Source organism: Amycolatopsis sp. NPDC041971 (assembly GCF_055588925.1).
The window spans coordinates 116,469-130,920 of the sequence record NZ_JBVJCE010000015.1; the positions used below are offsets into that span (position 1 = coordinate 116,469).

The 14,452-nt window shown below is 69.6% G+C and carries 13 protein-coding genes and 1 pseudogene; 3 read left to right on the plus strand and 11 right to left on the minus strand.

Annotated elements, in window-relative coordinates:
• Positions 1-136: 136 nt before the first annotated feature.
• From ACZ6DT_RS27320 to guaB, 3 genes are all read right to left on the minus strand, one after another.
• A complete protein-coding gene (locus ACZ6DT_RS27320; protein WP_465600321.1) occupies positions 137-1,270 on the minus strand; it encodes a GuaB3 family IMP dehydrogenase-related protein in 1,134 nt (377 codons plus the stop codon).
• A gap of 163 nt (positions 1,271-1,433) precedes the next feature.
• The gene (locus ACZ6DT_RS27325) at positions 1,434-1,904 is read right to left on the minus strand and encodes a DUF3574 domain-containing protein (RefSeq protein WP_465600323.1); all 471 of its coding nucleotides are present in this window, start codon (positions 1,902-1,904) and stop codon (positions 1,434-1,436) included.
• Positions 1,905-1,984: 80 nt separating this feature from the next.
• Positions 1,985-3,496 (minus strand): IMP dehydrogenase, encoded by a 1,512-nt coding sequence (guaB, locus tag ACZ6DT_RS27330; RefSeq protein WP_465600326.1) that lies wholly within the window; start codon positions 3,494-3,496, stop codon positions 1,985-1,987.
• Between the two features lie 135 nt (positions 3,497-3,631).
• Between guaB and ACZ6DT_RS27335 the strand changes: the two genes are divergently transcribed.
• The gene (locus ACZ6DT_RS27335) at positions 3,632-4,018 is read left to right on the plus strand and encodes a DUF5319 domain-containing protein (RefSeq protein ID WP_005166667.1); all 387 of its coding nucleotides are present in this window, start codon (positions 3,632-3,634) and stop codon (positions 4,016-4,018) included.
• Positions 4,019-4,130: 112 nt separating this feature from the next.
• Here the strand turns inward: ACZ6DT_RS27335 and ACZ6DT_RS27340 are convergent, their stop codons facing one another.
• From ACZ6DT_RS27340 to ACZ6DT_RS27360, 5 genes and pseudogenes are all read right to left on the minus strand, one after another.
• Positions 4,131-5,075, minus strand: coding sequence for an anti-sigma-D factor RsdA (locus ACZ6DT_RS27340; RefSeq protein WP_465600329.1), 945 nt, complete (start codon positions 5,073-5,075; stop codon positions 4,131-4,133).
• Positions 5,076-5,648, minus strand: coding sequence for a sigma-70 family RNA polymerase sigma factor (locus ACZ6DT_RS27345; RefSeq protein ID WP_465600573.1), 573 nt, complete (start codon positions 5,646-5,648; stop codon positions 5,076-5,078).
• 381 nt (positions 5,649-6,029) lie between these two features.
• Positions 6,030-6,625: pseudogene (locus ACZ6DT_RS27350) on the minus strand (response regulator transcription factor).
• 140 nt (positions 6,626-6,765) lie between these two features.
• Complete coding sequence (locus ACZ6DT_RS27355) at positions 6,766-7,605, minus strand: hypothetical protein (protein WP_465600331.1); 840 nt, start codon at positions 7,603-7,605, stop codon at positions 6,766-6,768.
• 9 nt (positions 7,606-7,614) lie between these two features.
• A complete protein-coding gene (locus ACZ6DT_RS27360) occupies positions 7,615-8,529 on the minus strand; it encodes a MerR family transcriptional regulator (protein WP_465600575.1) in 915 nt (304 codons plus the stop codon).
• Between the two features lie 230 nt (positions 8,530-8,759).
• Here ACZ6DT_RS27360 and ACZ6DT_RS27365 point away from each other — a divergent pair, with 230 nt between their 5' ends.
• Positions 8,760-9,080, plus strand: a complete 321-nt coding sequence (locus ACZ6DT_RS27365) for a WhiB family transcriptional regulator (protein WP_465600333.1) — start codon at positions 8,760-8,762, stop codon at positions 9,078-9,080.
• A gap of 338 nt (positions 9,081-9,418) precedes the next feature.
• Here the strand turns inward: ACZ6DT_RS27365 and groL are convergent, their stop codons facing one another.
• The 3 genes from groL to ACZ6DT_RS27380 form a co-directional block, all read right to left on the minus strand.
• Positions 9,419-11,032 (minus strand): chaperonin GroEL, encoded by a 1,614-nt coding sequence (gene groL / locus ACZ6DT_RS27370; RefSeq protein ID WP_465600336.1) that lies wholly within the window; start codon positions 11,030-11,032, stop codon positions 9,419-9,421.
• 100 nt (positions 11,033-11,132) lie between these two features.
• A complete protein-coding gene (gene groES, locus ACZ6DT_RS27375; protein ID WP_007031106.1) occupies positions 11,133-11,426 on the minus strand; it encodes a co-chaperone GroES in 294 nt (97 codons plus the stop codon).
• Between the two features lie 205 nt (positions 11,427-11,631).
• Complete coding sequence (locus ACZ6DT_RS27380; protein ID WP_465600339.1) at positions 11,632-12,294, minus strand: HAD family hydrolase; 663 nt, start codon at positions 12,292-12,294, stop codon at positions 11,632-11,634.
• Positions 12,295-12,435: 141 nt separating this feature from the next.
• Here ACZ6DT_RS27380 and ACZ6DT_RS27385 point away from each other — a divergent pair, with 141 nt between their 5' ends.
• Complete coding sequence (locus ACZ6DT_RS27385; protein ID WP_465600341.1) at positions 12,436-14,331, plus strand: N-acetylmuramoyl-L-alanine amidase; 1,896 nt, start codon at positions 12,436-12,438, stop codon at positions 14,329-14,331.
• The last annotated feature ends 121 nt before the right edge of the window (positions 14,332-14,452 follow it).

Sequence of the window (14,452 nt, forward strand, 5' to 3'; positions counted from 1 at the left end):
CTCGGGTGCTGTTGGGGGGCCAAAACGAAACCAGGGGGAAAAAGGGGGGTGGGGGGGGAGGGGGGGGCAGCGCAACCACCCCCCCCCCCCCCTCCCCTTCCCCCCCCCCCCCCCCCCCCGGGCCGGGGAGCGAGCGTCAGCGGCGGACGGTCAGGCCGACCCGCTGGAACTCCTTCAGGTCCGAGTAGCCCGTCTTCGCCATCGCGCGGCGAAGCGCGCCGAAGAGGTTCACGACGCCCTCGGCGTCCGAAGACGGCCCGAAGAGCAGCGTCTTCAGGTCGACGGCGTAGTCCGGCCCCAGCGCCACGCGCGAACGCGGCAGCGACGGGTGCGCGGCCGCCGACGTCCAATACAGCCCCTGCCCCGGCGCCTCGGAGGCGGCGGCCAGCGGCGCGCCCAGCATGACCGCGTCGGCACCGCAGGCGATGGCCTTGGCGATGTCGCCGGACACGCTCATGCCGCCGTCGGCGAGCACGTGGACGTACCGGCCGCCGGTCTCGTCGAGGTAGTCGCGGCGTGCGGCCGCGGCGTCGACGATCGCGGTCGCCATCGGCGTCCCGATCCCGAGCACGCTGTCGGTGCTCGTCACGCCTCGGCTGGCCCCGTGCCCGACGATGACGCCTGCCGCGCCGGTGCGCATCAGGTGCATCGCGGTGCGGTAGTCGCTGACGCCGCCCGCGATCACCGGGACGTCGAGCCGTCCGATGAAGTCTTTCAGGTCCAGCGGCTCGGTGTCCCGCTGGACGTGCTCGGCGGAGATGATCGTGCCCTGCACGACGAGGATCTCGACGCCGGCCGCGAGCAGGTCCGGCGTGAGCTCGGCGGCGTGCTGCGGGCTGACCCGCGCGGCCACCGTGACCCCGGACTCGCGGACGGTCTTGATCGCCTCGGTCAGCAGGTCCAGCCTGATCGGGGCGGAGTGCAGTTCCTGCAGCTCGCGCACGATCGCGGTCGGGTCCTCGGTGTCCTCGGCCGCCCGGACCAGGCGGAAGATCGCGTCCTCGACGTTCGGGTGCCGCGCCCACAGCCCTTCGGCGTTGAGGACGCCCAGACCGCCGAGCTCGCCGACGGCCACCGCGGTTCCCGGCGACACGATCGCGTCGGTGGGGTGGGTGACCAGCGGCAGCTCGAACCGGTACGCGTCGATCTGCCAGGCGGTGGACACGACCGACGACGACCGGGTGCGCCGCGACGGCACGATCTCCACGTCATCGAGGTCATACGCCCGCCGCGCGGTGCGGCCCATGCCGATCTCGACCAGATCCCGCACGTCAAGTCCCTTCTCGCCGACGACCGTTACACCCCATTGTCGCTAGGCCGCGTGGGTGACCTGCGCACGGGGCACCCGAACCGGGCCCGAAGTCACTCCTGCCCCATTCGCCCCACCCGTTTCGCGTTTAGCCCGCTAAAGTCGCGCGGGTGGGGCAGGAGGGTCAGAAGGAGACCTTCTCCACGGAGTCGGTCCGGAGGACGGATTCCTGCGCGAAGGCCTTCTTGTAGTCGGTCCGGATCTCCTCGATCTCGCGGTTCGCGTCGCGGTCGCTGAACGGGTACACGACGATGATCACCTTCGATTTCTCCCGCGAGATCACCCCGTCCGAACCGCGCCACTGGCCTCGCCCGGTCAGCTCGGTGAATCCGTCCGGGAACCTCGGCGTGACGGCCTTGTCGGTGAACGCGGTGAACTCGGCGTCGGTCAGCTCCCCGCCGCCCGGCTTCGTCGTGCCGAAGTACAGCTCGGTGCGCTTCCACAGCTCACCCGGAGACGCCTGGAGAGCGGCGGCCTCGGGTGCGGAAGGCGCGGCGGAAGCGGTGGGGACGGCGGAAGCCGCCACCCCGCCGCCGAGCCCGAGGGCCGCGGCGGCGAAGACGGCCAGCGCGGTGCGCCGCGAAGTGAACGACATCAGTTCCTCCCAGGAGACTTGATCAGCGGACCAAGTCTCCCGAGAACGGAACCGAACGCGTAAGTGTCTTAAGGGGCGGACTACCGGGTGGTGTAGTTCGGCGCCTCGACGGTCATCGTGACGTCGTGCGGGTGGCTCTCCTTGAGCCCCGCCGCGGTGATCCGCACCAGCTGCGCCTCTTGCAGCTCGGGGATCGTCGACGCGCCCGCGTAGCCCATACCCGACCGCAGCCCGCCCACCAGCTGGTGGACGACGTTCGCGAGCGGCCCGCGGAACGGGATCCGTCCTTCGATGCCCTCGGGGACCAGTTTGTCCTCGCTCAGCACGTCGTCCTGCGCGTAGCGGTCCTTCGAGTAGGACTTCGCCTGGCCGCGCGACTGCATGGCGCCCAGCGAGCCCATCCCGCGGTAGGTCTTGAACTGCTTGCCGTTGACCAGGATCAGGTCACCAGGCGATTCGGCGGTGCCCGCGAGCAGGCTGCCGAGCATCACGGTGGACGCGCCGGACGCGAGCGCCTTCGCGATGTCGCCCGAGTACTGGATGCCGCCGTCGCCGATCACCGGGATCCCGGCGGGGCGCGCCGCCTGGTCGGCCTCGTAGATCGCGGAGATCTGCGGCACGCCGACCCCGGCGACGATGCGGGTGGTGCAGATGGAACCGGGGCCGACGCCGACCTTGATCCCGTCCGCGCCCGCCTCCACCAGCGCCTGCGCGCCGGCCCGGGTCGCGACGTTGCCGCCGACGATGTCGACGGTGTCGCCCAGTTCCTTCTTCAGCAGCGCGACGGTCTCGACGACGGCGCGGGAGTGCCCGTGCGCGGTGTCCACCATCAGCACGTCGACCCCGGCGTCGGCCAGCGCCATCGCCCGTTTGTGCCCGTCCGGGCCGACGCCGACGGCGGCGCCGACGATCAGGCGGCCGTTGGTGTCCTTGGAGGCGTTAGGGTACTGCTCGGTCTTGACGAAGTCCTTGACCGTGATCAGCCCGCGCAGCTTGCCGGCGCCGTCGACGATCGGCAACTTCTCGATCTTGTGGCGGCGCAACAGGCCGAGCGCGGCCTCCGCGGTGACCCCGACCTGCGCGGTGACCAGCGGCGGCTTCGTCATCACCTCGTGCACCGCACGGGTGTGGTCGACCTCGAACCGCATGTCGCGGTTGGTGATGATGCCCACCAGGCTTCCGGCGGCGTCCGTCACCGGCACCCCGGAGATCCGGAACCGCGCGCACAGCGCGTCGACCTCGGCGAGGGTGTCCTCGGGCGAGCAGGTGACCGGGTCGGTCACCATGCCCGCCTCAGAGCGCTTCACGACCTCGACGGCGGCGGCCTGGTCGTCGATCGGCAGGTTGCGCTGCAGCACGCCCATTCCGCCCTGGCGCGCCATCGCGATCGCCATCCGGCCTTCGGTGACCGTGTCCATGGCGGCGGAGACCAGCGGGATGTTCAGGGTGACGTTGCGGGAGAGCCGGGTGCGGGTGCTGACCGCACTGGGCACCACGTCGGACTCGGCCGGCAGCAGCAGCACGTCGTCGAAGGTCAGCCCGAGCATGGCGAACTTGCTCGGGACGGGGGCGGTGACGCTGTCGCTGGACATAGCAGGCGAAGGGCCTTCCTGGCGGTGTTGAGGGGGAGCCGCCGTAGCTGTTTGCATCACGGCGAGGGCCTGCCCCTCATGATATCCGGGCCGGGCGGCCGCCCGGCCCGGGTGGGCGCCCGGTAGCGTGCAGGCGTGCCGCAAGATGCGTTGCCCCCAGACCCGTTCGCGGATGACCCGGACGACCCGGCCCGCGCGTTCATCGACGACGCTGACCGGCTCGACGAGCCGATCAGCGACGAAGAGCGCACCGAGTTGCTGGCCGATCTCTCCGATCTCGCTGTCTACCAGGCGCTTCTCGAACCGCGCGGGGTACGCGGGATCGTGGTCGACTGCGGTGAATGCGACGAACCCCACTACCACGACTGGCATCTGCTGCGCGCCAGTCTCGAGCAGTTGCTCGCCGACGGCCGGATGCGGCCGCACGAGCCCGCGTTCGATCCGAACCCCGGTGACTACGTGAGCTGGGACTACTGCCGCGGGTTCGCGGACGGTGTCACCGCCAACGAGAGCGCCTACTGATCGCGTTTAGCCCGCTCAAGGCGATCGCCTTTAGCGGGCTAAAGGCGATTTGAGACAACACGAAGGGTCTGGTGAGAGCGATCTCACCAGGCCCTTCGGCGTTTTCGGGGTGTTACGTCGTCTCGCCCGCGGCGGGCACCTGCGCTCCGGCACCGGGCGACGGCTCGTTCCGCGAGCCACCGGGATCGTTCCCCGAGGCCGGCGGTGTCGTCGACGTCGTGGGCGGCGGCGGTTCGCTGGATGAGGTCGGCGGAGTCGGCGAGGGAGTCGTGGTGCCCGGCAGAGTCGTGCCGGGGTTGCCGCCTCCGGGCAGCGACGTCGGCGCGGGAGTCGGCTTCGGCGTGAGCTGAGGCGTGGTCGCGACCGGGGTCTGCGACGGCGACCGCTGATCCGGGGGCAACGGCTGTTGTCCGGGGTTCTGCAGCTGAGCACTCAACTGGCGGTGCTGTTCGAGCAGCTGGTCGCGGTTCTCTTCGTCGGTCACCTGACTCAGCGCGGCCTGTGCCTCGTCGAGCGCTTTGCGCGCGTCGTCGAGGCGACCGCCGGCGAGCGCGAGGTTCGCCTTTTCGAGATCGAGTTTGACCGCCGCGGCGGCCTCGACCGACCGGGCGTGGTCGGCGTAAAGCACCTTGGTCAGTCCCCAGAGCGTGTCACCAGGCTGCGCGTCCTTCGCGGCGAGACCGGTACCGGCGAAGGCGATGGCCAGGACGGCCGCGGCGGCGGCCACCGGGACCAGCAGCCGGCGTCTTCCCCCGTGTTTGCGGGCGAGCGCGGCGGTCTTCACGGTGACGACGGCGGTGTCGACGTCGACGAGTTCCGCGAGCGGTTCGCTGTCGATGTCCCGCCGCCAGGCCAGCAGCAGCGCGTTGAGCTCCTGATCGCCGAGGTCGTCGGCCATCCTCGGATCCGAGCCACCGAGGGCGTCGAGCAGCGCGTCATCGGCCTGGACGGCCGACAGATCAGCTGCGAACTCGGCTTCCGAGGGCGTCAGCCCTCTGTCGAAAGCCGTCAGTTCACGATCGGTCCCAGGGGAGAACCGATGGTCGCGATCGGTCACTCAGATCACCTCCTCAGCGGCCAGAACCTTACGTAGGCGCGCGAGGGCGCGATGCTGGGCCACCCGGACGGCGCCGGGGGTGGACCCCACGGCCTCGGCCGTCTCTTCGGCGGACAACCCCACGACCACCCGCAGGACCACGATCTCACGCTGTTTGTCGGGAAGTACGCGCAGCAGCTGCGACATGCGCTCGTTCAGCTCGCCCTGGAGGGCACGCTGCTCGGGACCGACGTCGCCCTCGACCTCGTCGGGGACTTCGGCGACCGGCTCGGCGCGGTTGCGGGCCGCGGCGCGATGCGCGTCGGCCACCTTGTGCTGGGCGATCCCGTAGACGAAGGCCAGGAACGGGCGACCCTGATCACGGTACGAAGGCAATGCCGTGAGCACCGCGAGACACACCTCCTGAGCAACGTCGTCTGCGGAAGCGAACGAACGCTCCTGCCTGCCAACCCGAGCGCGGCAGTACCGCACTACCAAAGGACGGATGGCCGCCAGCAACCGCTCGACCGCTTGAGGATCACCCTCAACAGCAGCGGCGACCGGCTCATCCAGTCCGTCCCCCACATTGGCCATCGCAGACAACAGTCCCAGTGTTACGTATAGGCGTGCAAAGAGTCCGGCGTGTGACTTCGGAGACCACTACCGGTGACAGCTACCGTACCGCCCGGGCCCGCCGCCTTCGCTGACGGCCGTCATCGGCGCGCCGACCTTCCGGCGAGCGCGCTGAACCAGGGTCTTGCTGGTCCCCTTCGCTCGTAATCGAACTTTCCACGAGCCGGAACGCAGTGGGGTACGACGGTCCACCCGGAGGTGGACACGCTCGGGCCAGCGTGCCCGAGCGGTGAACGTTAAGGCACGAAGCGTGACGGGGAACACAGGTACGGGCCAGGGGTACACCCCCGGCCCGTTCGTCACCCGTTGTGCAATCTCAGCGATGAAATCAAGAAAGCGTTGTCAGGAAACAAGTCCACGGCGGAATCCGTGGGCGACCGCCTGTGCGCGGTCTCGAACGCCGAGCTTGCGGAACAAGCGGCGCGCGTGGGTCTTCACGGTGTCTTCGGACAGGTACAGCTCGCGGCCGATCTGTCCGTTGCTCTTGCCCTGGCTCATCCCGCGGAGCACCTGGAGTTCGCGCTCGGTGAGCTGGACGCCGGGGTCGGACGGCTGACGCGGCGCCGGCACCGAGGTGCTGGCGAGCGTGTGAGCCAGTGCGGCGACCAGCTCGGGACGCGAGGCGTCCCAGCGCAGGTAGCCGCGAGCACCGCCGGCGATGGCCGCGGCGATACTGCCCGCGTCGTCCGGGGCGCCGAACACGATCACGTTCGCTTGGGGTTCGCCGAGACGAGCCGCCGGGTGGCTTCGACGCCAGTCGGCACGGCGCGCTGGGTTCCGACCAGCACGACGTCGACCGGCTGACGGGAGTACCGGGCCAGCAGCTCGTCACCGTGCGCTACGCAGTCGATGCGACTGACCCCTGGTACCGCGGACATCACTCGAGTGAGCCCTTCGCGGACACTGCGTCGGTCGTCGCAGATCAAGACCGTCGTCACGGGGTTTCCTTCCTGCAGCCGGGTGACATTCCACTTCCCCTATCGGACGCTTTAGCCCGAACCTTGACACGATCCGGTGGCTTTTTTTGAAAGTTCTTAGCCCGGTTGCCGGAATGGGCCCTCCAACAGGCTAGACGCCCTCAGCCCGGGACCCACGGAGATTCCCGTGCGAGCCGCCTCCCGCAAGGATCTGCGTGCCGTAACACTGCGTGCAACAGTTCGGCCCCTCTGAATCGATACTCATCGGCGTGTCCCGCCGCGAAGTCGGCCGACACCAGGCACGCCACCCACAGAAGTGAATTGAATTCGTATTTATCGGCGGTTTCCCGCGCGCTCTCGACCAGCGCTTTCGCGCGGTCCCGCTCAGCGGAACCGGCATTCACGATCGTCACGCCGAGTACAAGCTGTGATTTGACGACGTGCCGGGACGCGCCCCGCGCCCGCGCCGTTTCCAGCGCCCTTTCCGCAGGTGCGATCCCCGCGGCGGAGATATTACTCGCCAGTTCGATTTCCGCGCCCACCCAACCGGCCCTGGTCCGGGTCCGCCAGTTGCCGGTGTGCACCTCCGCACGGGCCAGCAGCCGCCGGGCGGCGGTCAGCCGACCACGCCCGAGATTGTCCGCCGCGAGACCGAGGAGCGCGTCCGCCCGCGCGCCCTCGGCGTCCAGACCGTCGGGGTCGGGTTCACGTCGTGGCTCCGAGATCACCTGAGCGAGCGCCTCGCCGTCGAGGACGAGCGCCGCCGCGTGCCCGCCCAGCTGCCGTCGATGCGACGCCAGCGTGCTGGCGGCCAGCGACGCGAGCACCGGATCCTCGCTCGCGCGCAACCCGTTCAGCAGCGTGGCCGCCGCCGCGTACCGGCCGCGGGCACCGAGCCCGATCGCGGCGAGCAACCGTCCGCGAGGCGACGCGGGCACCGCGAAGGAGTTCGGCGGCGGCACGCCGTCGCCGAACGCGGCGGACCGCAAGGACGCTTCCATGCGTCCTTTCTATCGCCTCGCACCGACAAGAACGTGCTCGATCCGGTCGGCGGCGGTCGTCAGTTCGCCGAGCAGTTCGATCTTGTCCGGGAGCGTGGCGGGATCCCAGCCCGGTCCGCAGGCGAACATCCTGCTGCGCTGACGGCCGCGCGACACCCTGGCGAACAGGCGCGGATCCGCGGTCGCACGCCGCCCCGACCACAGCACCACCGCCGCCGGGACGCTGCGGCGGACGGTCACCGCGAGCACCTCGGCCGGCAGGGAGGCGCCGAACAGCTGGGCACCGATCCGGCGTCCCGCGAGCGCCGCGGCGAGCGCGTACATGGGCAGGTTGTCGCGCTCGTCCGGCACGCAGGTCAACAGGACCGGCCGTTGGTTACGCGGCTCGCGGAGCACCGGCGTCGCGCGGACGAGGGCCGCGTACACGCATTCGGCGAGCAGGTACTCGACCTCCGCGCCGGCGCTGACACCGCGCCAGCGAGCGCCGAGCGCCGACAGGACCGGCGACAAGACGCCGGTCCACGCGGGCAGCACACCGAGTTCGCGGATCGTGTCGGCGAGCATGCGCTGGACCGCGCCGAAGTCCATCGCGAGCGCGGTCGTGCTCAGCCGCCTGGCGAGCCGGGACGGAACGTCGTGATCCTCGGTCGGCGGCGCGGCTGCCTGCTCCTCCACTCGGACCACGGCGGTCTCCGAAGGCGCCGTCGCCGTGCGGGGCATCTGCTCAAGCGCGTACTTCGCCGCTTCGGCCGTCGAGGCACCGCGGAGCAACGCGCGCTGCATCAGTTCGAGACGGCCGATGTCGGAACTGCCGTAGCGACGGTGACGGCCGTTGGTGTGGCGGCTCGGTCCTACGCCGTATCTGCGGTCCCAGGTGCGCAGGGTGGACGGTGCGACCCCGAGCCGGCGAGCGACCGAGGCCACCGGCAGGGTGGGTTCTTCACTGCTGATCCGAGATCCCACTCGACCCAATATCCAGGCACGCAGGGACCGGGGCAACCGGAACGAAAAGTACCGCTCACACATCCGGGGGATGCCTAACGGCTGAATCGTCTTGAATCGCTTGAACAAGTATTGGCGCGCTTCTAACGTTACCGCCGTTGCACCGAATGGAGTATCCGCAGCGCAGCAGAGCAGGTAAACGCTTCGACCGGATGACGGAGGCGGTCAGGATGGCGGACACACGCAGGCTCCCCGGGCCCAACGCGGATGTATGGGACTGGCAGCTCGAAGGGTCGTGCCGAGGCATGGACAGCGCGTCCTTCTTTCACCCTGACGGCGAGCGGGGGCCGGCCAGAGCCCGACGCGAGGCGAGGGCCAAAGCCGTATGCCTGGCCTGCCCGGTATTGGCCATGTGCCGGAACCACGCGCTCGCCGTGCACGAGCCGTACGGGATCTGGGGCGGGCTGTCGGAATCGGAACGCGAGCACATCATCAAGGCGGGCAAGCGCACCTTGAGCATGTCGAACGGCTGATCCGGCCGAATCGGCGACGCGGAAGGGCGGCATCCGGGTGGGGTGCCGCCCTTCCGCGTCCCGGCCATCGGATCGCCTTTAGCCCGCTAAAGTCGCTCCGCCCGGGCCTGGGTACCTACGTCGCCGGACCGCGTTTAGCGGGCTAAACGCGGTCTGCCCGGCCGCCGCGCCGCCGCCGTCCGGATCGCGATTAGCCCGCTAAAGTCGCTCCGCCCGCGGTCGCGCTCCCCTGCCACCGGATCGCGATTAGCCCGCTAAAGTCGCTCCGACAAGGGGGCCGGGACAGCAAAACGGGGCGGCACTCCGGAGGGAGTACCGCCCCGCTTCGAGGGGTGGAACTAGTGCGCGTGGCCGTGACCGGCCGCGGCGGGCTCCGCCTCGACCGGCTTCTCGACGATGGAGCTCTCCGTCGTGAGCACGAGCCGGGCGATGGAAGCGGCGTTCGCCACCGCGGACCGGGTCACCTTGACCGGGTCGACGATGCCGGCGGCCAGCAGGTCGGTGAGCTCACCGGTGGCGGCGTTGAAGCCGTGGCCCCAGCTCTGCTCCTGGACCTTGTTCACGATGACCGCACCCTCGTAGCCCGCGTTGGTCGCGATCCAGAACAGCGGGGCGGACAGCGCGTCGCGGACGATGCGCACACCGGTCGCTTCGTCGCCCTCGAGGCCGAGGCCGCCGTCGAGCTCCTTGACCGCGTGCACGAGCGCCGAGCCACCGCCGGGCAGGATGCCCTCTTCGACGGCCGCCTTGGTCGAAGCCACGGCGTCCTCGATGCGGTGCTTCCGCTCGTTCAGCTCGGTCTCGGTGGCCGCGCCGACCTTGATCACCGCGACACCGCCGCCGAGCTTCGCCAGCCGCTCCTGCAGCTTTTCGCGGTCCCAGTCGGAGTCGGTGTTCTCGATCTCCTTGCGGATCTGCGCGACGCGTGCGGCGAGGTCGTCCTTGGTGCCGCCACCGTCGACGAGCGTGGTGTCGTCCTTGGTGACGACGATCCGGCGGGCGCTGCCCAGCTGGGCGACCGTGGTCTCGGACAGCTTGTGCCCGATCTCGGCCGAGATGACCTCGCCGCCGGTGACGACCGCGAGGTCGTCCAGGAACGCCTTGCGGCGGTCACCGAAGAACGGCGCCTTGACCGCGACGGCCGTGATCGTCTTGCGCAGCGAGTTCACCACGAGGGTCGACAGCGCTTCGCCGTCGACGTCCTCGGCGATGATCAGCAGCGACTTCTTGGCCTCGACGACCTTCTCCAGCACCGGGAGCAGGTCGGCCAGCGCCGAGATCTTCTCGCGGACCAGCAGGATGTAGGCGTCCTCGAGGATCGCCTTCTGCTCCTCCGGGTTGGTCGCGAAGTGCGCCGACAGGAAACCCTTGTCGAACTGCACACCCTCGGTGATCACGAGTTCGGTCGCCAGCGTGGACGACTCCTCGATCGTGATGACACCGTCTTCGCCGACCCGCTCGACGGCCTCGCCGAGCAGGGCGCCGATGGCCGCGTCACGCGAGGTGACGGTGCCGACCTGGGCGATGTTGTCGCGGCCCTTGACCGGGGTCGCCTTCTCCTTGAGCACCGCGATGACCTTCTCCGCGGCGGCCTCGATGCCGCGACCGACCGCGGTCGGGTTGGCGCCGGCGGCGACGTTGCGCAGGCCGACCTTCACCAGCGACTGCGCGAGCACGGTCGCGGTCGTGGTGCCGTCACCGGCTACGTCGTTGGTCTTGGTGGCGACGCTCTTGGCGAGCTGGGCACCGAGGTTCTCGAACGGGTCGTCGAGCTCGATCTCGCGAGCGACGGTGACGCCGTCGAGGGTGATGGTCGGGCCGCCGAACTTCTTGTCGAGTACGACGTGGCGTCCGCGCGGGCCGAGGGTGACCTTGACCGCGTCGGCGAGCTTGTTCACCCCGCGCTCGAGCGCGCGACGAGCGTCCTCGTCGAAACTGATCTGCTTGGGCATGGCGTGTTCCGCTTACCTTCCAGTTCTAAAGCTCGGAAAACACGAACGCCCCGGTCCCCGGCAATGCGGGGCCCGGGGCGTCATGCGCTGAGAGCGGACGTCAGTTGATGACGGCCAGCACGTCGCGGGCGGAGAGGATCAAGTAGTCCTCACCGTTGTACTTCACTTCGGTGCCGCCGTACTTGGAGTAGATGACGACGTCGCCGACGGAAACGTCGAGCGGGACGCGGTTGCCCTTGTCGTCGATGCGGCCCGGGCCAACGGCCAGAACCTTGCCCTCCTGGGGCTTCTCCTTGGCGGTGTCGGGGATGACGAGGCCGGAAGCGGTCGTCTCCTCGGCCTCACTCGTCTGGACAACGATCTTGTCCTCGAGCGGCTTGATGTTCACGCTCACCGGGTTGACCTCCACGGTCGTCGAAAGCGTTGGCAGGATGAGTTACGGCTCCTACCACCCCCGCCGTCGCGGGTGCCGGGGCGTGTTCGGGCCGTGCAATTAGCACTCTAGCCATGTGAGTGCCAGCTCCGCAAGCAGGGTCCCCTCACCTTGACTCCGAGCGCCTGACCGGGCGTTTTGGTCGCCAGACCACGCCGGATCGCGTTTAGCCCGCGAAACGCAAGTCGGCGAGGTCGGTCACCAGGGCATCGGGGCCGACGGCGGCGAGGGTCCTGTGCTTCGCCGGTGTGGTCGCGAGAGCGATCGAAGCGACACCGGCGGCGCGAGCGGCCAAGATGTCGGCGGCCGAGTCGCCGACCATGACGCACTGCCGAGGTGAAGTGCCGAGAGCCTTCACCGCGGCGTCGAGGAGCGTCGGCTGAGGCTTCAACCGCGCGGGGTCGCTCGTCATCCGCGCGCTGATCCCGCGCACCTGTTCGGCGAGTTCGTGCAGCGCGAGGAAGGACCGGATCGCGTCGACGGAGTTGTTGCTCACGATCGTCACCGTGAACCCCTGGGCGACCCACTCGCGAAGGACTTCCGCGACACCGGGCGCCGGCGAGGTCAGCGCGACCGCCTCCCCCTCCAGGCGGTTGAGCTGCCGCTCGACGACGTGCGCGGCGTTCGGACCGCACGAGGCCGCGTATCGGAGCACGTCGAACGGATCGGCGGAGGCGTTCACCTCGGCGGGCAGATCGGGTCCGACCAGGCGCTTGAGCCTGTCCGCCACCTCACTCGCCGGGAACCTGGCGAACACGTCGCACACCGGACCGTCGAAGTCGAGGAAGACATGGTCCTTCTCCTGCAGAAGCTCCTTCACCCCAGTCATGCCCCCACCTTGCCACCGGATCGCGTTCAGCCCCCTGAACGCGATCCGGAGGGACCTTACGGAGCAGGCCGGTTTCTGGTTAGGTTCCGACCATTGGGGTCGGTCCTGTTCACCAGACCTAGTCACTGGGGGTTCACGCCCATGCCGCGTCCCTTCCGTCCTGTCGCCCTCGAGCCGCTCCGGCGCCGGTCCAAACGGACCGCCGGACTCGCGGTCCTAGCCCTCGCCGCCGGCCTTCTCGCCGCCGTGCCCGCCGAAGCCACCCCTGCGGACCAGCAGCGGCAGGGGGACTTCGCGGCCGCCGCGCGGGAGTTCGGCGTTCCCGAGAACGTCCTGCTCGGCGTCTCGTTCCTGGAGTCGCGCTGGGACTTCAACGCCGGCACTCCGAGCACGTCCGCCGGCTACGGCCCGATGCACCTGACCGACCTGCGCGAAGCGGGCACAGGCACGCATCACGACGAAGGCGAGGAGGATCCGCGTGGAGACGACGCCCGCCGCGCGAAACTCCCGGCGACACCGGCGCCGAAGCCTCCCCCGCCCGGCCTCCAGACCATCGACGAGGCGGCCGCGCTGATCGGGCAGGACGTCGCGACGCTGCGCGCGGACACCACCCAGAACATCCGCGGTGGCGCCGCTCTGCTGGCGAAGTACCAGCGCGAAACCGGCGACTGGAAGGCCGCCGTCGCGCGCTACAGCGGCGCGAAGGACGCGGTGGGAGCGCAGTCCTTCGCCGACGAAGTCTTCGACACCATCTCCAAGGGCGTCAGCCGCACGACCGACGACGGTCAGAACGTCACCCTCGCCGCGACACCGACGAGCCCCGTGCGCGCCAAGGCCGAGAACCCGAAGACGGAGTGCCCGAAGACGGTCTCGTGCCTTTCGGTGCCGGCGCCGTACCAGGAGTTGCCGGACAACGACTACGGCAACCACGACAAGGCGAACCGGCCGAAGAGCCAAAAGGTCGAATACATCATCATCCACGACACCGAGGGCTATTGGGACACGGCGATGGACCTTGTCACCGACCCGACGTACGTGAGCTGGCACTACACGATCCGCTCGTCCGACGGTCAGATCGCGCAGCACGTGCCGACCAAGGACGTCGCCTGGCACGCGGGCAACTGGTACGTCAACGCGAAGTCCGTCGGCATCGAGCACGAGGGCTTCGCCGCGAAGGGCACTTGGTACACGGAGGCGATGTACCGCACCTCCGCGAAGCTCGTCGGCTACCTCGCGCGGAAGTACGACATCCCGCTCGACCGCGCGCACATCCTCGGCCACGACAACGTGCCGGGCACGATCCCCTCGACCATCAAGGGCATGCACTGGGATCCGGGCCCGTATTGGGACTGGGCGCACTACTTCGACCTGATGGGCGCGCCGCTGTCCGGTTTCGGCCGCCCCGGCTCGCCGCTGGTGACCATCACGCCGGACTTCGCCACGAACAAGCCCGCGTTCACCGGCTGCGAGACCGCCGGAAAGCCTTGCCCGGCAAGGGGTTCGGGTTCGGTCGTGCTGCGCAGCGAGCCGAACGACTCGGCGCCGCTGCTCAAGGACATCGGCCTGCGCCCGGACGGTTCGTCGAGCACGATGGCCGTCTCCGACATCGGCAGCCGGGCGGAGACCGGCCAGCGGTACGTGGTCGCCGAGCGGCGTGACGGCTGGACGGCGATCTGGTACCTCGGCCAGAAGGGCTGGTTCCGCGACCAGCGCACGACGAGCCCGGCGTTCGGCCTGGTCGTCACGCCGAAGCCCGGACTGGCGACCGTGCCGGTCTTCGGACGCGCGTATCCGGAGGCGGAGGCGTACCCGGCGAATGTGCCGGCGCAGCAGGTCGTCCCGCTGCCGTACACGTTCTCGGCCGGGCAGCGGTACTCGCTCGGCAACCTGCTCGGCTCCGAGTACTACTCGGCGACCACGTTCGATCCGGCGAACCACGTGGTCGTCAAGGGCAAGACCAGGTACGTCCAAATCCAGTTCGGACACCGGATCGCCTTCGTGAAGGCGGACGACGTCCGGATCCTCCCCGCCGCCTGACCCTCGCGGGGGGGGGGGGGGGGGGGGCGAAGGGGGGGGGGGGGGGGGGGGGAGGGGGCTCAGAGAAAAAGGAAAACCAAAGAGGGTGCTGTGGTGCGTCACCTCCTCTACCACACACCCC

Coding starts and splice junctions, on each gene's coding strand:
- ACZ6DT_RS27325 (WP_465600323.1), bottom strand. CDS start 1,904: ATGTCGTTCACTTCGCGGCGCACCGCGCTGGCCGTCTTCGCCGCCGCG.
- guaB (WP_465600326.1), bottom strand. CDS start 3,496: ATGTCCAGCGACAGCGTCACCGCCCCCGTCCCGAGCAAGTTCGCCATG.
- ACZ6DT_RS27345 (WP_465600573.1), bottom strand. CDS start 5,648: ATGGCCAATGTGGGGGACGGACTGGATGAGCCGGTCGCCGCTGCTGTT.
- ACZ6DT_RS27355 (WP_465600331.1), bottom strand. CDS start 7,605: ATGGAAGCGTCCTTGCGGTCCGCCGCGTTCGGCGACGGCGTGCCGCCG.
- ACZ6DT_RS27365 (WP_465600333.1), top strand. CDS start 8,760: ATGACGGAGGCGGTCAGGATGGCGGACACACGCAGGCTCCCCGGGCCC.
- groL (WP_465600336.1), bottom strand. CDS start 11,032: ATGCCCAAGCAGATCAGTTTCGACGAGGACGCTCGTCGCGCGCTCGAG.
- ACZ6DT_RS27380 (WP_465600339.1), bottom strand. CDS start 12,294: ATGACTGGGGTGAAGGAGCTTCTGCAGGAGAAGGACCATGTCTTCCTC.
- ACZ6DT_RS27385 (WP_465600341.1), top strand. CDS start 12,436: ATGCCGCGTCCCTTCCGTCCTGTCGCCCTCGAGCCGCTCCGGCGCCGG.